General features: G+C 59.1%; 15 protein-coding genes. 2 read left to right on the top strand and 13 right to left on the bottom strand.

All coding sequences use genetic code 11. The features are described from left to right. Window positions 1-6: 6 nt before the first annotated feature. Genes puhE through bchF form a run of 13 tightly spaced genes read right to left on the bottom strand, consistent with a single transcriptional unit; the run spans window position 7 to window position 14,420 of the window. Entirely contained in the window at window positions 7-831 is an 825-nt protein-coding gene (gene puhE, locus AC0V6W_RS04970; protein ID WP_486147752.1) for a putative photosynthetic complex assembly protein PuhE, read from the bottom strand. A gap of 7 nt (window positions 832-838) precedes the next feature. Further along, window positions 839-1,900, bottom strand: a complete 1,062-nt coding sequence (gene acsF / locus AC0V6W_RS04965) for a magnesium-protoporphyrin IX monomethyl ester (oxidative) cyclase (protein ID WP_486147750.1) — start codon at window positions 1,898-1,900, stop codon at window positions 839-841. Next, on the bottom strand, window positions 1,897-2,214 hold the full coding sequence (locus AC0V6W_RS04960; RefSeq protein WP_486147748.1) for a hypothetical protein: 318 nt from the start codon (window positions 2,212-2,214) through the stop codon (window positions 1,897-1,899). The genes acsF and AC0V6W_RS04960 overlap by 4 nt, the downstream gene beginning before the upstream one ends. Beyond that, the gene (gene puhC / locus AC0V6W_RS04955) at window positions 2,214-2,729 is read right to left on the bottom strand and encodes a photosynthetic complex assembly protein PuhC (RefSeq protein ID WP_486147746.1); all 516 of its coding nucleotides are present in this window, start codon (window positions 2,727-2,729) and stop codon (window positions 2,214-2,216) included. The genes AC0V6W_RS04960 and puhC overlap by 1 nt, the downstream gene beginning before the upstream one ends. Beyond that, window positions 2,726-3,508 carry a photosynthetic complex putative assembly protein PuhB gene (gene puhB, locus AC0V6W_RS04950; protein ID WP_486147744.1) on the bottom strand — a complete coding sequence of 261 codons (783 nt, stop codon included), beginning with the start codon at window positions 3,506-3,508 and terminating at the stop codon, window positions 2,726-2,728. The genes puhC and puhB overlap by 4 nt, the downstream gene beginning before the upstream one ends. After that, window positions 3,499-4,311, bottom strand: coding sequence for a photosynthetic reaction center subunit H (gene puhA, locus AC0V6W_RS04945; protein ID WP_486147742.1), 813 nt, complete (start codon window positions 4,309-4,311; stop codon window positions 3,499-3,501). Before puhA ends, puhB begins: the two co-directional genes overlap by 10 nt. A 46-nt stretch (window positions 4,312-4,357) precedes the next feature. Next, window positions 4,358-5,794 carry a BCD family MFS transporter gene (locus tag AC0V6W_RS04940; protein ID WP_486147740.1) on the bottom strand — a complete coding sequence of 479 codons (1,437 nt, stop codon included), beginning with the start codon at window positions 5,792-5,794 and terminating at the stop codon, window positions 4,358-4,360. Then, window positions 5,791-6,498: a magnesium protoporphyrin IX methyltransferase gene (gene bchM / locus AC0V6W_RS04935; RefSeq protein ID WP_486147738.1), complete on the bottom strand. Its 708-nt coding sequence runs from the start codon at window positions 6,496-6,498 to the stop codon at window positions 5,791-5,793. The genes AC0V6W_RS04940 and bchM overlap by 4 nt, the downstream gene beginning before the upstream one ends. Further along, window positions 6,498-7,394: a ferredoxin:protochlorophyllide reductase (ATP-dependent) iron-sulfur ATP-binding protein gene (gene bchL / locus AC0V6W_RS04930; protein WP_486147736.1), complete on the bottom strand. Its 897-nt coding sequence runs from the start codon at window positions 7,392-7,394 to the stop codon at window positions 6,498-6,500. Before bchL ends, bchM begins: the two co-directional genes overlap by 1 nt. Window positions 7,395-7,415: 21 nt before the next feature. After that, complete coding sequence (locus AC0V6W_RS04925) at window positions 7,416-11,003, bottom strand: magnesium chelatase subunit H (protein ID WP_486147734.1); 3,588 nt, start codon at window positions 11,001-11,003, stop codon at window positions 7,416-7,418. Then, window positions 10,993-12,567, bottom strand: a complete 1,575-nt coding sequence (gene bchB, locus AC0V6W_RS04920) for a ferredoxin:protochlorophyllide reductase (ATP-dependent) subunit B (RefSeq protein ID WP_486147732.1) — start codon at window positions 12,565-12,567, stop codon at window positions 10,993-10,995. The genes AC0V6W_RS04925 and bchB overlap by 11 nt, the downstream gene beginning before the upstream one ends. A gap of 3 nt (window positions 12,568-12,570) precedes the next feature. Next, window positions 12,571-13,866, bottom strand: a complete 1,296-nt coding sequence (locus tag AC0V6W_RS04915) for a ferredoxin:protochlorophyllide reductase (ATP-dependent) subunit N (RefSeq protein ID WP_486147730.1) — start codon at window positions 13,864-13,866, stop codon at window positions 12,571-12,573. Beyond that, window positions 13,863-14,420, bottom strand: coding sequence for a 2-vinyl bacteriochlorophyllide hydratase (gene bchF, locus AC0V6W_RS04910; RefSeq protein ID WP_486147728.1), 558 nt, complete (start codon window positions 14,418-14,420; stop codon window positions 13,863-13,865). The genes AC0V6W_RS04915 and bchF overlap by 4 nt, the downstream gene beginning before the upstream one ends. Window positions 14,421-14,669: 249 nt before the next feature. Here bchF and AC0V6W_RS04905 point away from each other — a divergent pair, with 249 nt between their 5' ends. Together AC0V6W_RS04905 and ppsR are read left to right on the top strand one after the other, a co-directional pair. Next, a complete protein-coding gene (locus AC0V6W_RS04905; RefSeq protein ID WP_486147726.1) occupies window positions 14,670-15,626 on the top strand; it encodes a cobalamin B12-binding domain-containing protein in 957 nt (318 codons plus the stop codon). Between the two features lie 6 nt (window positions 15,627-15,632). Beyond that, window positions 15,633-17,060, top strand: a complete 1,428-nt coding sequence (gene ppsR, locus AC0V6W_RS04900) for a transcriptional regulator PpsR (protein WP_486147724.1) — start codon at window positions 15,633-15,635, stop codon at window positions 17,058-17,060. The last annotated feature ends 42 nt before the right edge of the window (window positions 17,061-17,102 follow it).

Raw genomic sequence — 17,102 nt, 5'->3', positions numbered from 1 at the left:
TAAGTGTTAGTTTGGATGCGAATTGGATGCAGCCGACTGGCTTGCACCGCGCTGCGTTGATGATTTGCGATTGGAAAAAGCCCAGCCCCACAGCATCCCGTCGCGGAATGGCAAAGCCAGAAAAATATGTTCAAGCGCGCCCAATAGGCACAGGCTCGTCAAAAGGCTGGCTCCCACCATTTCGGCGGAGCCCACAGGCGCTGCCAAAGCGAGCGATCCGAACCAGCCGGCCAGCGCCACAATGGCGAGGATCGAGATGGCCAAAAGCCCGGTCATCCGGTTGGGGCCGAAATAGGTCTTGAGATAATCAAGATGCGGCGGGAGCATTTCTGATGTGGAATTGGGCACGCCGACAAACAGGTTGATCTTCGAAGACAGGCGCAGGCCAAACAATAGCACAAACACGGTGGCGCCGATCTGATTGGGCACATTCCACGATAGCGAGATAAGCAGCAGCGCTGTCAGCGCCAAAGCAACCTCGTGATGCAGCACAGTGGCGCTTGCCTGCGCAAACCGGCGCGCGCCGCGCAGATCGGGCTCGGCCCGTGTGCGCCGCGGGCCAGCCGATGCGCCCGTTAAAAAGCCGATTTCATGCCAGCCCCACACCATCAGCGCGCCGATAAAGGCAAGGTAGACCGCGCTCACCGATACTGACAGCGAAGCGAACAGGATGACAATCAAGCCGCCAATCCCGCCCGCGCCGCCAATGATAAGGCTGCGCGAAAAAGTGCTGCGACCAAGGTTATCTGCCCAGGCAATCAAGCCGGTGGCGAAAAACCAGATCGCAACTGCCACGATAAACGGCAGGATATGACCGCTCCAACTTACCACGCCAAAATCACCATGCCGGTTGGAGCCTGATTGATTGCGGTAATGCGTTGGATTTGGTGCGCTGGAAATACATCCGCGCAAAATTGTATCCAGCGCCTGCAATCCCGCTTATGCGCTTGGCCATTCCGCCAATGCCGCCTTGTTCCTTGCCATCTTCGATCCGGGCAGCGGCCAGGCGCAGCTTTTCCATCCGGGCGCGGAATTTGGGATCATCAATATCCAGCTCCACCGGGAAAACCTGGCGGCTGATCTGATTGGTGATCTCAAACACCTTGTAATCATACTCGGTCGGATCAACGCCCAGCGCCTTGTGAAAGACGGGACGGTCATGATCGCGCACATACATTGTGGCGTAAACCGACAGTAGGAAAAACCGCACCCACAGCTTGTTCGATCCCTCCAGCAGCTTGGGATCGGCGCGCATCAGCATCGCAAACGCTTCGCCGTGGCGAAATTCGTCATTGCACCATTCCTCGAACCAGTCGAAGATTGGGTGAAACTTGTGCTGCGGATTGGCGGCCAGATGGCGGTAGATCGTGATATAGCGGGCATAGCCGATTTTCTCAGACAGATAGACCGCGTACCAGATAAACTTCGGCTTGAAATAGGTGTATTTCTTGGTCCGGGTAAGAAAGCCCAGATCAACGCCAATGCCTGCATCTTTCAGGCTTTCATTGATAAAACCTGCATGGCGGCTTTCATCGCGCGCGAGCAGCTTGAACAGCTGTTTGACATCGGGGTTCTTGGTGCGCTTGGCAATTTCGGCATAAAGCACGCAGCCGGAAAATTCCGACGTCATCGAACTCACCAGAAAATCGGTAAACTCCTTGCGCAAAGCCGGCTCCAACCCTTCGATCACGCCTTCAAAATTAGCCTTTTGGCGAAAGTGATACTTGTTGGGATCGGCCGTCATATCGGCGATCAACTGGTCCCATTCCGCCCGCACGGTCGACACATCAATCGCATCAAGCGCGTCGTAATCGGTGGTGTAGAACCGGGGGGTCAGCATGGTTTCGGTGGTCGCAAGGGCCATCGCATCTTCGCTGGTCATGGGCTTGTATGCGTTCATTTGATCCTCCCTGCGTTAAAGCTGACTTCGTACAATTCGGCGAGGTCGAAATAGGCCGCCAGCCGCGTCAGCGCGCGGACAAGCGGGCCTGCGCGCGTGACGGTTGCGGTGCGCTCGAACACTTCGCGCGAACCAAAGGGGATGGAAATCGGATCGCCGTGCACGCGCACTTTGTCGCCCGGTTCCATCTCGATATCGGCGGGCAGATCGACATGAGCGTGAAAATGCTCCGAGCTTTGCTCGACCGTGATTGTGCAGCCAATCTCAAATTGCCGCGCCGTGATAGCTGATCCCTGAGCCATCGTGTTCGCCATTATTCGGCTCCTTGTTGTGAAAAAGCGGTGCGCGCAGATTGTGCGTGCAGCATGTCGGCAAAGACGGCGCGATTGTCTGCGCCGAAAGAGGCAAGTTCGATGGTTTTGCCAGTCGTATCATCGCCCAAAGTGAGCGCGCCATTGTCCCATTCGACCAAGGTAAAGCCCGTTTCCGACCCGATCCCGCGAATGCGGCGCTGATGGACCAAAGCGCGCGCGGTTTGCCGAACAAATCCGCCAGTGCCTGCATCAAATTCGCCGATCACCATGCCGCTATTGGCATCTTCCACCCTTACAATCCCGCCGGGCGCATCGTAAAACTGGATGGACCGGGTCGCGATTTCCTTGGTGCCTTGCGCAGCGCGGATTTCGGAAGGCACGCCTTCGCGATCAAAATAGCCCAGAGTGACAGATGCGGTGAGCGCGATTGAGCTGATGACAACCGCTCCGATCATCATCAAAGGCACGCGGTGGACCGCAATGTCATCGTCTTCGTCAAAGGTTCTGACGATCATGCCGGTGCCCCTTCCATGCCGCCTGAATTGCCGCGCTGCGGCGCATGACCAGATTGATGGTCGCGGGCAGGCTGAGACCGCGTTTCTGCGCCGATGGATGCAGATGCTTCGCCCGGCGCGCCGCTGATATTGCGATCAATCGCGCCATAATGCGCGCGCGCCTCAGCCAGGGTTTGCGCCACGCTCTCAGCATCCGCCACACCGCGCAGCATTGGTTGCGGGCGCGAGAAATGGAACGGGCGCACATGCGGCCACAGCAGGAAATAGCCAAGCAGCCGTTCGCCTTTCAGGTCCACCGCAATATCGCCAAAACCTTTGCCGCGCATTTTTAGATCCGCCGCGCCGATATGTTTCAGCGGCACATTGATGCGCGTTTCAATCGCCATGCCAATGCGCAGGATCAGCCGCACATCGGTAAGGATATACAGGCTTGTGCGCGCGCTCAGATGCGCAATCCCCGTCAGCACTGCAACGCCCAGCGCGCCAAGCCCCACCACGATCATCGCTTTTTCGAAAGAACCAAACGCAAAAGCGAGCCCTGAAAGCACTGCGAAGTACACCGCGACTTTGCGCGTGTGAAAAGCCGACCGCGCAAGCACTGCGGGATCGGGCCGTCCTTTCCACAAGACCCGCTCATCAGCCGCGGGCGTTCCCATCGGGTCGCCATGCGCGGTGGGGCCTGCTTCTTTCGCAAAGCCTTCAGGCTCATTCAGCTGCGCGCTGGCAGGCGCATGACTGCGCCCATCAGCATCGCCGCTGGTTTTTAAGGTTAGATCCACGGTTCAGCCCTCTCAGCGGTTGCATACATGTATCCGCCGCCGAAATAGGCCATGATCTTGTCTTCCTCGAGGCGAGTGATCTGCCCCGGAGTGGCCAGACGCGGAACATCGGCGAATTGATCAGCGGTGATGGCATCGATCTCGATCTCATCGGCTTTGTCAGGCCAGATCCCGGTGAGCAGACCTTTGCCGCCGACACAGGCGACGAACATGGGCGCAAGCACTTTGTCACCTGCATTGGTTTCCACTTCGAGATAGCGGATCAGATGCTCGGACTGATCGACCCAGATATCGGTGACTTTGCCAGCGACTTTCTTGTCCGCTGCCACCACAGGCCAGCCGATCACATCGGGATCACCCGGCGCAATTTCGATCTCATGGCTCACGCCAATCGGTACAATGCGCGGGCGGCCATCAAATGTAAGGTCGGGATAATCCGCACGCTCGGTAAAGGCCGCCGGGCCCATACCATCTTTCATCGGATTGCCCGTCGGCACAAAAGGAGCGCCGCCGCCGCTGAATGTTTGTTTGGCAGGGATATTGGCAATTTTGCTCAGCTCATCGCGCGGCTGATCTTCGGGCACGTAAACCCCGCGGCCATGCGGCAGCTTGAACACTTTTTTGTCGCCCACATTGAGCAGCGGCACGCTTTCAATGCGGCCTGTCTTTTCGTCTTCGAGCGGATAGCCCTCGCGCCGGCTTTCGCGCGCAAGATACAGCACAAGGCCGATAAAGAAGAAGAAAAACAGGAAAAATGTCAGCTCTGCGACATCGAAAGTTCCCACGATATAGGCGGTTCTCATAGTACGGTCCTTCCTTGAGGTAGGGCGGCTGATCCCTTGGGCCGCATCATGTTGGGAATTCGCGCAGGCCAAACGGCTGACCGGCGCTTTCCCCGTTATCGGTGGTGGAATTGCGATGCCGGCCAACAAGCGGCCCGATCGCGGCGAGCGCTGCCAAAAGCAGCAGAATTTCGATGAGATAGACGGCGCTGTACCCGGTCGCGCGGGTCGCCACCGCAGCAGACAGATCGCCTGACAGCGCAATTGCTGCGCTGATGTCGCGGATCGCCCCGCCAAGGGCAATGCCTGCGCCGGCGCATGTCGCCTGCACCGCGCCCCATGCGCCCAGCGCAAGGCCCGATGTCTCTGCTTTGGCCAAATTCATCGCTTCGATCAGAGTGCCAACCGAAAACAGACCGAGCCCAAGGCCAATGACGATGGAGCCTGCAAACAATAGCGCGGAAGAATTGAACGGCGCTGCAAACAGCACCAGCAAAAACGCCGCCACGCCCAGAACCAGCCCCGCGCCCGCTATGCGCAAAGGATCACCGCCGCGCGCAAGCCAGCGGCCCGATACCAGGAACCCGCCAAGCGCGCCCAGTGCCCAAGCGCCCGTCAGCCCAGTGGTTGCGCCCACGGACAGGCCCAGGATTTCCCCGCCATACGGTTCAAGCAAAGCATCCTGCATCGCAAACCCCGCAGCGCCAATTCCGATCGCCGTCAGCAGCCGTGCATTGCGGCCATCGCGCACAAATGCGCGCCACAAGCGGCCAAAATCCGGCGTTTCGCGGTCCGGCGCAGTGGCGGCTTTGTTGCGCGCTTCCTGTTTCCACAAAGCGACCACATTAAGCGCCATAGTCAGCACCGCAGCGCCCTGAATGACTTGCACCAGCCGGGTCGGGCTGAAATCGATCAGCAAGCCTCCGATCACAAATGCCGAAAGCATCATGCCGACCAGCAGCATCACATAAAGCAGCGCAACCGCGCGCGGGCGCTTGTCTTCGGGAGCAAGATCATTGGCCAGCGCCAATCCGGCGGTTTGCGTGGTGTGAAACCCAGCGCCCGTCATCAAGAACGCCGCTGCTGCCGCGACGACGCCCACGCTTTGTTTGGCCGGATCTTCGAGCAATAACAGCGCAAATGGCATAATCGCCAGCCCGCCAAATTGCAGCATTGTGCCCATCCAGATATAGGGCACTCGCCGCCAGCCGAGCACCGAGCGGTGCGTGTCCGATTTGTGCCCGATCAGCGCTCGGAAAGGCGCAACCAGCAATGGCACCGCGATCAGCAGCGCGACAATCCATGCGGGCACCGACAATTCGACAATCATCACCCGGTTCAGCGTGCCGTTAAGCAGAACTGCCGCCATCCCAACGCTCACCTGAAACAGCGCGAGGCGCAACAATCGCTCCAGCGGCAAATCCGCGCTTGCCGCATCGGCAAACGGGAGCCAGCGCATGCTAAGCTGCGTCAAAGGGGAGGGAGGGCGAACAGGCGTGGTCATCCGTGGCGGACCATTTCCAGCGCCTGGCTTTTGTAAAATCCGCTCGAGATGCGCTGCGAGCGGCCGATTGACCAACCTGGAATAGCCGAAAGCCGCGCGCGCAGCTCTGTTTCTGCCACAGGCACAATAGCGGGCGAGCGGTCGCTTTTGGGGAAGACCTTGCCCACCGAATGCATCGCGCCCAGCAGCTTTGTGTGCGGGGCGAATGTGAACAGGATCGAACGCGTGGTGCGCTGCGCCAGCTCGGCAATGGAATCGACCAGATCAGCAGGCGCATAGTGAATGAGCGAGTCCATCGCGACCGTGTGCTCAAACGTGCCAAAGCCGGCATCAAGCATATCGCCTGTGCGCCAGCGCACTTTGCCATGGCCCACAAACCCCTGCGCGCGCCCGCGTGCCACATCGACAAGGCCGCCTGCGACATCCACGGCGGTTACGTCTGCGCCCCGGCACGCTGCTTTCACAGCCAAAGCGCCCGTTCCGCAGCCTGCATCCAGCACGCGTGTGCGGCGCAAATCGCGCGGCAGCCAGCCCATCAAAGTTTCGCGCATTTCCTCGCGCCCTGCACGCACGGTTGCGCGAATGCCGCTGACTTTGGTGTCAGAGGTAAGGTCAATCCAGGCCTGCTTTGCCGTGCTGTCGAAATAGGTCGCAAGCTTTTCGCGGCGCTCGGTATAAGGTGTGTCTGATACGCGGCTGGCCATTATTCAAACCCCAGAAAGTCGAAAATGTCGCGGTCTTTCATCGGCGCGGCTGTTGACGGCTCAACGCCTGCCCACAGCATGGCGGCAAGGCGCAGATATTCATCCTGAGCCTGGATCACGTCGGGCGCATCTTCCATCTCGAACAAAGTGCATTTCTTAAGGCGCGAGCGGCGGATCGCATCGACATCGCGGAAATGCGCCAGCCGCGGCATCCCAATCTCTTCGCAGAAGCGGTCAATCTCGTCGGTTTCGCGTGAACGGTTCGCGACAACCCCTGCAAGGCGCACATCGTAATTCTTGGATTTTGCCCCGATGGCCTGAACGATGCGGTTCATGGCAAAGATGCTGTCAAAATCATTGGCAGCGACGATGAGAGCGCGCTCTGCGTGCTGCAAAGGCGCGGCAAACCCGCCGCACACGACATCGCCCAGCACATCGAAGATCACCACATCAGTGTCTTCGAGCAGGTGATGCTGCTTGAGCAGTTTGACCGTCTGGCCCACAACATAACCGCCGCAGCCCGTGCCCGCTGGCGGACCGCCCGCTTCAACGCACATTACGCCGTTATACCCTTCGAACATGTAATCGTCGGGGCGCAGTTCTTCTGAGTGAAACTCAACCGTCTCTAGCACATCGATCACGGTCGGCATCAGCTTTTTGGTCAGCGTAAACGTGCTGTCATGCTTGGGATCGCAGCCGATTTGCAGGACGCGGTGGCCAAGCTTGCTGAAAGCGGCTGAAAGGTTCGAAGAGGTGGTCGATTTGCCGATCCCTCCTTTGCCATAAACGGCGAACACTTTCGCGCCTTTGATCTGATCGGCAGGGTCAAGCTGGACCTGGACCGATCCTTCTCCGTCAGCTTTGCCGAAGCTGGATTTTGGTGTTTGTAAGTTCATAGTCTCAAGCGATCCCTCTGCTTATCCTTCGCTCGCAAACACGCCTTCGAGGCGGTCTTCGAGTTCGTCATTGGCCTCGCGCAGCGCGGCGAGTGTTTCATCATCGGGTGTCCACAATTGGCGGTCACACGCTTCCAGCAGGCGGCCTGCAACGCGCGCGGATGCTTTTGGATTGAGCTGCGAGAGGCGGCGGCGCATGTCTTCATCGAGCACGAATGTCTCGCTGATCTGTTCGTACACCCACGGTTTCACCTGCCCCGTAGTGGCAGACCATCCCAGCGTGCTCGTCACATGGCCTTCAATCGCGCGCACGCCTTCAAATCCGTGATCGAGCATCCCTTCAAACCATTTGGGATTGAGCGTGCGGGTGCGCGCTTCAAGGTCGATCTGTTCGGATAACGTGCGCACTTTGGCGTTCGAGCCGCGCGTCGCATCAAGGATGTAGACAGGCGCGTCTTCGCCTTTGGCTTTGGCAACCGAACGGCTGACCCCGCCAAGCCCGTCGACATATTGATCGACATCATTGATGCCCAGCTCGATGCTCTCGAGGTTCTGATAGGTGAAATCGACGGTGCCCAGTGCGCTTTGAAGCAGGTCGCGCTGCTGCACAGGTGTGCCGCTGACACCGTAAGCATAGCCTTTGTTGACCTCAAACGCATTGGCGAGTTCATCAGGGTCTGCCCATGCGCCGCCGTCGATCATCTGATTGACGTTTGCGCCGTATGACCCTTCGGCATTGGAGAAGACGCGTAAAGCGGCGGTTTCAATATCGCAGCCATGTTTTTCAGCGTGAGCGAGGCTGTGTTTGCGCACGAAGTTTTGTGTCACCGGCTCATCCGCTTTGGCAGCCAGCAAGCTCGCCTCTGCCAGCATGCGCGTTTGCAAAGGCAAAAGATCGCGGAAAATGCCCGACAGGGTCATCACCACATCAATGCGCGGACGGCCCAGCTCCACCAGCGAAATCAGCTCTGCCCCGCACAGCCTGCCATAAGCATCGCGGCGCGGTTTTGCCCCGATCAGCGTCATCGCCTGCGCAATCTGGACGCCTTCGGTTTTCATATTGTCAGTGCCCCACAGCACCATCGCGATGCTTTCGGGGAAGGGATCGCCGCTTTCGATATGGCGCTCAATCAGCTTTTCAGCCTGATCGCGGCCCTGCATACAGGCATAAGCGGAAGGCACGCGGAAAGGATCGAACCCGTGGACATTGCGGCCCGTTGGCAGCACGTCGGGATTGGCGACAATATCGCCGCCGGGGGCAGGCTGGACATAGCCGCCATCCAGCGCATGGATCAGCGATCCAAGCTCGTCACTCGCATCAAGTTTGGCCGACAGGGCATCGCGGTCCGCGCTTTCGCCAGCGGTTTGGGCTGCTTCCACCATCGCATCGAGCATATCCTCGCGGCTTTCGCCTTGCGGGTTTTGCCCGAGCACATGCAGACCATGCGGGATCAGCGTTTGCTCAAGCTCGTAAAGCTGCGCACCAAGCGCAGAAATATCCGCGCATTCAATATCGAGCGCATCACATTGATCTGTAATGAGTTCAGCAAGATCGGCGCGCTCTGCCGCGCTATCCGACATGCGCCAGCGCTCTACGCTCTCTTTCAGCTCGGTAAGGCCTTTATACAGGCCCGCCTGCGCCAGAGGCGGTGTCATATAGCTGACGAGAGTGGCAGCCGAGCGGCGTTTGGCGAGCATCCCTTCGGAGGGGTTGTTGGCCGCATAGAGATAATAATTGGGCAGATCGCCGATCAACCGTTCGGGCCAGCAATCACCTGACATGCCCGCTTGCTTGCCGGGCATGAATTCGAGCGCGCCATGGGTGCCGAAATGCAGCACCGAATGCGCGCCGAAATCCTCGCGGATCCAGCGGTAGAACGCGCTGAACGCATGGGTGGGGGCAAAGCGGCCTTCGAACAAGAGCCGCATCGGATCGCCTTCATACCCAAAGGCAGGCTGCACACCCACAAAGACATTACCGAAATGCGCGCCGAGCACGTGAATATTGCTGCCGTCTGATTGCGCTTTACCCGGCGCAGGGCCCCAATGCGCTTCGATCTCTTCAAGGTGCACTTCGCGCCGGACGTGTTCATCCGCTGGAATGCGCGCGGCGACATTGGCATCTGCGCCGTATCGTTCGGCATTGCCTTTGAGCAAAGCATCGCGAAGCGCATCGACGCTTTCCGGAAACTCGACGCTGTATCCCTCGCTGGCGAGGCGTTTGAGCGTTGCATGAAGCGATTCGAACACCGCTAGAAACGCCGCAGACCCGGTTGCGCCTGCATTGGGCGGGAAATTGAACAGTACCACGGCCAGCTTGCGCGCGGCGCGGTCGGAGCGGCGCAATTCGATCAGCTTGGTCACACGCTTGGCCAAAGCGCCGGCGCGCTCAGGATCGGCTGTCATTGTGCGAACCGGGCCATCGGATGTGTTCGTACGCCCGCCAAACACACTCGGCACTGTTCCGCCGTCAAGTTCGGGCAGCGCCACCATCATTGTCGCTTCAATCGGGAGCAGACCTTGCGAGCGGCCTCGCCATTCCTCGATCGTCTGAAACTCCAGCGCATGGGCAGCCAGATAAGGCACATCCATATCGCCCAATACTTCGCGCGCGGCTTCTGCATCGTTGTAAGCAGGCCCGCCCACTAGCGAGAAACCGGTTAGGTTTACAATCGCATCCACGCTGGGCTTGCCGTGTTTGTCGTAGAAAAACGCATCGATCGCAGGGCGCGCATCAAGGCCGCTCGCAAAGACCGGCACGACATTCAGCCCGGCCGCTTCAAACGCTTCGATCACACCGTCATAGTGGCCGCTATCATGGCCCAGCAGATAAGAGCGAAGCAGGATCAGCCCGACCGTGCCGTTCTTTCCTTTGGGCGAAGGCAGCAGCCGTAACCCTTCGGAAATGCGTTGACGGGTGCGGGGGTGATAGACGCCGGTTTCGGGATATTCGCGCGGCGCATCGGCTTTGGTGATGCCGCGGCGTGCCATGCGCTCTCCGCCCGCATACCGATCAATCAGCGCGCGCACCATTGCGACGACGTTCTCGTCAGAGCCAGCCAGCCAATATTGCAAAGTCAGGAAATAGGCGCGAACGTCTTGCGCGGTCCCGGGAATGAATTTGAGAATTTTGGGCAGGCGGCGCAGCATTTTCATCTGGCCCGCGCCCGATGATGCGCCCTGTTTCTTCGATCCGCGCAGCTTTTTGAGCAGTGCCAGCGGCCCTTTGGCCGGCGCATCCATCCGGTATCCGCCCAGCCGCGTCAGCTTCACCACTTCGCCAGCCGACATAAGCCCCAGCATGGCATCGCAATGTTCGCGCCGTTCTTCCAAGGCGGGCAGGATTGCGCGCACATGATCGTCAAGGAACAGCATGGTCGCAATGACAATATCCGCCTCGGCAATCGCGGCTTTGGCCTCGTCCAGATGGACGCTGTCGCGGTCCCAATCCGCAGCGGCGTGCAAAGTGAGGTCGATATTGTCGCGCGCGAGCTGATCACCGGCACGCTCGGCTGCACCTTTTAGATGATTGTCGAGCGTGATGATCGCGACCCGGACGGGCGCTTTGCTGCGCAGGGCAGGCGGTGCGGGGCGCGCACTACCGGGCATAATGCGCTTTCGCATCGTAAAGCGTGTCGAGATCAATGGGTGCCCGGCTGTTCTGGGCAGCGAACGCTTCGGTGTTGCGGCGGGCTTTCCCGCGCACGAAAAACGGTATTTTCTTCAGCTCGCGGCTGGCTTCGTCGGTCCAGACGGCCCCATCAAACGCGGTCACTTCGGGTTCGGGTATGGGATCGGCCTCTGCCGCCGCCGGAGCCGCAGCAGGCATATGCGCGCGCGGTGAATGCGCAGCGTGATGCGATGCGCCGGCTTCATCGGAAAACTCAAAATCCTCGCGGAACATGGTGAGCAGGTGTTCTTCCAGCCCCATCACCAGCGGATGGACCCACGTATCAAAGATGACATTTGCGCCTTCAAAGCCCATTTGCGGGGAATGGCGCGCGGGGAAATCCTGCACATGGACAGGCGAGGATATCACCGCACACGGCATGCCCAGTCGTTTGGCGATGTGGCGTTCCATCTGCGTGCCCAGCACCATTTCCGGCGCGGCTTCGATGATCGCTTCTTCGACCGCGAGATGATCGTCAGTGATCAGCGGTTCGACACCGTAAAGCTTGGCAGCTTCGCGGATTTCGCGGGCAAATTCGCGGTTGTAACAGCCGAGCCCGCAGACCTCGAAGCCCAGCTCATCACGCGCAATACGCGCCGCTGCAACGGCGTGGGTTGCATCACCAAAGATGAAAACGCGTTTGCCGGTGAGATAGGTCGAATCGACGCTTCGGCTCCACCATGGCATGCGGGAATGGGTGTCGCCGAGGGCAAGCGTGGGATCTGCACTTGCCAGCTCGGCGACGTCGGCAATGAAAGCGCGTGTGGCGCCCACGCCGATAGGGATTGAGCGGACCGTGGGCTGTTTGAACGTGCGCTCAAGCCAGCGGGCCGCTTCATCTGCTATTTCGGGATAAAGGGAGATGTTGAAATCGGCATTGCCGATGCGGGTGATGTCATGCGGGGTCGCGCCCAATGGGGCGACCAGGTTCACTTCGACATCCAGTTGTTCGAGAATCTTCTTGATCTCAACCAGATCATCGCGGTGGCGGAAGCCAAGCGCGGTCGGGCCAAGGATATTGGCGCGCGCTTTCCTGCCTTCGCGTGGTTCGGGCGTCACGTCCTTGTCAGCCAGCCCGCGCACGATCTGGTAGAAGGTTTCGGCAGCGCCCCAGTTTTCCTTGCGCTGATAGCTCGGCAATTCCAGCGGGATCGCAGGGCAGGGCAGGTCCATCGCTTCGGCAAGGCCAGCGGGATCATCCTGGATAAGTTCTGCGGTGCACGATGCGCCCACAATCATCGCCTGCGGTTTGAAACGCTCCGCAGCTTCGCGCGCGGCGGTTTGAAACAATTCGGCAGTGTCTTTGCCCAGATCGCGCGCTTCGAATGTGGTGTAAGTGACAGGCGGGCGTTTGCCGCGCCGTTCGATCATGGTGAAAAGCAGATCCGCATAGGTGTCACCCTGCGGAGCGTGCAGCACATAGTGCAGCTTCTCCATCGCGGTGGCCACGCGCATCGCGCCGACATGGGGCGGGCCTTCATATGTCCAGACCGAAAGCTGCATCTGCTACACCTCCAGCCTGTCGCGGCGGCGCAGGGGCCGGGCGAAAAGTTCTGCAAGATCGCCTGCCTGATCAAAGCCGTGAATGGGCGAGAAGACGAGCTCGATCGCCCATTTGGTTGAAAACCCTTCCGCCTCCAGCGGATTGGCAAGGCCAAGGCCGCAAACGGTCAGATCAGGTTTGTCAGCGCGCACCCGGTCCAATTGGTTGTCAACGTGCTGGCCTTCGCTGATGCGCGTGTTTGGCGGCAGCAGGTCAAGCTCGCGTGCGCAATGCGTGCGGTGAAGGTACGGCGTGCCAACCTCGATAGGCTGCATGTTCAGCTCTGAGCTGAGGAACCGCGCGAGCGGCACTTCCAATTGGGAATCCGGCAAGAAACTGATGCGTTTGCCTTCGAGAGCTTCCAGAGAATGCGCGATGGCGCGTTTGGCCCGCTCACGTCCCGGCGCGATCACCGTTTCAAAATGGGCAGGGTCAATTCCGAAGGCGTCGGCAGCTGCGCGAAGCCAGTCTTCGGTTCCCTCAGCGCCAAACGGGAACAGAGCATCAAGGCGGGTCGCACCGCGCCCCTCCAAAGCCATGGCCGTATCGGACAGGAAAGGCTGGGCGAGCAGATAACGGGTATTTGGCCCCACTGACGGCAGATCGCGGGCATTGCGCGCGGGCAGAACGCCGACACGGTCAATGCCAAGCTGATCGAACAGACGCAGGAATTGGTCCTCAACGATGTCGGGCAATGCACCGACTATCAAGAGTTCTTGCGCGCTATCCGCCGCCAGCGTAGGCATTTCAGGGACCAGCGCAGCAAGGCAGGCATCTTCGCCCTGCGTAAAAGTCGTCTCGATCCCGCTGCCCGAATAATTGAGAATGCGCACATCCGGCATATGCCGCGCACCAAGTCGCTCGGCTGCTTTTGCCAGATCAAGCTTGATAACTTCAGATGGGCAAGATCCGACAAGGAACAGTGATTTGATATCGGGACGGCGCGCCAGCAAGCGGTCAACCACCCGGTCAAGCTCGTCCTGCGCATCGACCATGCCGGCCAAATCGCGCTCTTCCATGATCGCGGTGGCAAAGCGGGGTTCTGCAAAGATCATCACGCCCGCGGCTGATTGGAGGAGGTGCGCACATGTGCGCGATCCAACCACAAGAAAGAACGCATCCTGCATCTTGCGGTGAAGCCAAACGATGCCCGTGAGCCCGCAGAACACCTCGCGCTGTCCGCGTTCGCGCAGGACCGGACGTTCAGTGCGCGGGGCCTCCAGCGTATCGCAACCGGTAAGAGTGGCAGCCACATTCATGCGGGCACCGCCTGAGCCATCGGAGCCTCAAGCCGCGCCATCCGCAGCTTCCACAGGAACTGCCCTGCATTGATCACATAGGTCGCATAAGCGGCCAAAGCGACAAACAAGCGCTGCTCAACCGAGCCAATGCCGCCAAAGAGCATCACCAGATAAAGCGTGTGCAATGCCAGCACCGCCATCGAAAACATATCTTCCCAAAAGAATGCGCGGGCAAAAAGCCATTTGCCAAACACGACCTTTTCCCAGATCGAGCCGGTGACCATGATCGCGTAAAGCACCAGCGTCTTTACGACGATGGAGATGTCAGCGGCAAACGCGCCTTCGCCTGTTGCCAGCGTGCGGATGACCAGCGCGAGGCTGATGAGGAAGACCAGAAATTGGAAGGGAGCGAGCAGGCCTTGGACCATCGTCCAGCGCGTTTCATCGCGCCGCTGGCGTTCAGCTGGCGTGTAAAGCGCGCCGCGCGCTGCCTCTCTCTCGCTCGACCGGGCTGCTGCCGTGGGTTCGACCGGGCCTGGTTGGACTGGGGATACGTGATCCGTCCGAGTCATTAAGCGTTTACCCTTCCTGTCAGAATCAGGAATTACGCCCTTCGCCCGGAAAGTGTCAACTCTTATTGACGTAATAATAAAGTTACACACTGGAGCGTGATTGACGCAGACATTGCAGCAGACGCGATTGTGGCCTATGGCTTGTCTTGTCGAGCGTTGGACTCGGAAGGTTTGGAAGAGACCCTCGGCGTTGACGCGAACTCGCGTCACGGACCGGGCTGAACCACCCGGAGGCCTGGGAGGGTCGTTATGACAGCATCCAAGGGCGCAGGCTCACGAAACATCCAGCCGGCAGGCGCTGCGACAGCGGCCTTGCGCAAAGTCATGGACCGTTCGTTGGGGCGCGGAAAATCCAAGCCGGCTGACACCGCAGCGAATTTCGGCGCGGGGGCATTGGCTGATATGCTCTCGCAAGATCCGATCAATGATGTGATCGAAAGCGAGCTTATTCCGCGACTGATGATGGTGCATTCGGCGCCCAAAGTGGTTGACGGCGATGCCGATGCGCGCTCTGCGGAAAAACTCTCTTTATCTGTGAAAGCTGCTGATTTTGCAGCACTTCCGCTTCATTTGGAAGCGGGCGATCTGCTCGATCACATTGACGGACTTATCAAGGACGGCATCAGTTTCGACACGATCTGTGTCGATGTGCTGGCACCTGCCGCGCGCCATCTGGGTGAGATGTGGTGCACGGATGAATGCGATTTTGTCGATGTGACCATGGGTCTTTGGCGCCTTCAGGAAGTGATGCGCGAATTGTCTGCGCGCACTCCGGGCAGGCGTTCGCAATCGGTTATTCCCGGCACCGCGCTGTTTTCGCCCATGCCGGGGGATACACACGCATTTGGGGCGCAGATGCTGGAGGAAATTTTCGCCAAACATGGCTGGCTCAGCGAGCTGATAATCAAACCCCAACGGCGCGAATTGCTCGATCGGATGTCGCGCAAACCGTTTGACCTTGTGTGCATTACGATCACGCGCGATTTTTCCGTGTCGGTGATTGCCAGTCTTATCAAGACAATACGCGGCATTTCTGCCAATCCGGACATCACGGTCCTGATCGGCGGAAACATGGTCAATGCCAATCCGGGCCTGGTTGATGAGGTCCGCGCAGATGGAACCGCAAAAGATGCGCATGGAGCGCTGAAATTGGCGGAAAACCTGGTTGAAGCATCTCCCGCGCGCAAAGCGCTTACTTTACGGTAATCCGCAATGCCCATGCTCTCCCGCAAACATTCGCTCGAAGGCAAGAACCCGTTTGGCGATGCCGCCAACCTATTCGACACGCTCGATTCCGAAGCCGCCATGAAACTGGCGATGGTGGCAGGCGATGTCACTCTCGTTCTGGATGACACCGGCACGATCCTTGATGCAGCCTTTGATCCCAAGGAATTTCCCGAGTTTGGCGAATGGGCAGGCGAAAACTGGATCGAAACGGTCACAATCGAAAGCCAGCCCAAGATCATGGAAATGCTGGCTGCCGCGCGCCGGGGCGAAGTGCAGCATTGGCGTCAGGTCAACCATCCCTCACGCAGCGGCGATGTGCCGATCCGCTATGCCGTTTTAAGCGTCAATGATGGCGATCATTTCATCGCCTTTGGCCGCGATCTGCGCGATGCGGGCAAATTGCAGCAGCGACTTTTGCAAGTGCAACAATCACTTGAGCGTGATTATTTGACAATGCGTCAACTGGAATCGCGCTATCGCATGCTGTTCGATCTTTCGGCAGAGCCAGTGATGATTGTTGAGGCATCGAGCCTGCGCATAAGGGAGGCAAACCCTGCTGCGCACAGCCTTGTCGGCGCGCGGTTGGGCAGTTTGCCGGGCAAGAAACTGCTCAGCCTGATCGACCGTGCATCGCGCGATCCCTTGCAAGCCATGGTGGGCGCGGCTTTGGCTGCCGATTCCATCGGCCCTGCAACGATCACCCTGGCGAAAGGGGCGCGCGAAGTCGCGGCATCCATGGCCGGTTTCACTCAGGATCGCGGGCAATTTCTGCTTGTTCGGCTGGTTCCCCACGGCGAAGGCGGCATGGCTGAGCCATCGCCGGTCGCAGACCTTGTTGAAAATATGCCTGATGCTTTCGTGGTGGCGAATGCAAATATGGAGATTGTCAGCGCCAATCAGGCCTTTGTTGAACTGGTCCACGCGGCCAGTTTTGACCAATTGCGCGGCCAGCATCTATCTGAAACTATTGGCAGACCCGGCATTGACCTTGATCTGATCGAAAACCAGATCAGCCAGCACGGCGCAGCTCGCAATGTCAGCACTGTGCTGCGGGCAGGCGATGAAATTGATGGTGAGCCGGTGGAATTGTCTGCGGTTCGCAGCGGAGGCGAAGATCCGCTTTACGCTTTTGTTATCCGCCCGATTGGCCGCCGTTTGCGCGATCTGCCACCCGGATCGCAGGATTTGCCCCGTTCAGTGGATCAGCTGACTGATTTGGTCGGACGGATGCCGCTTAAGGATATTGTGCGCGAAAGCACTGATTTGATTGAGCGATTGTGCATTGAGGCAGCGCTCTCTTACACCTCTGACAACCGCGCATCGGCCGCCGAAATCCTCGGCCTTTCGCGTCAGAGCCTGTATTCCAAGCTGCACCGCTACGGCCTCGGCAATCTCGCCAGCGATCCTGAATAAGCACCGCTGTAACGCTCAAGCCGGGGGCAAGGCCCCTGCAAG

This window comes from Erythrobacter sp. JB1-7 (assembly GCF_057365015.1).
The sequence above is the reverse complement of the archived record's forward strand: the minus strand, read 5'-3'. Positions and strand labels throughout refer to the sequence as shown.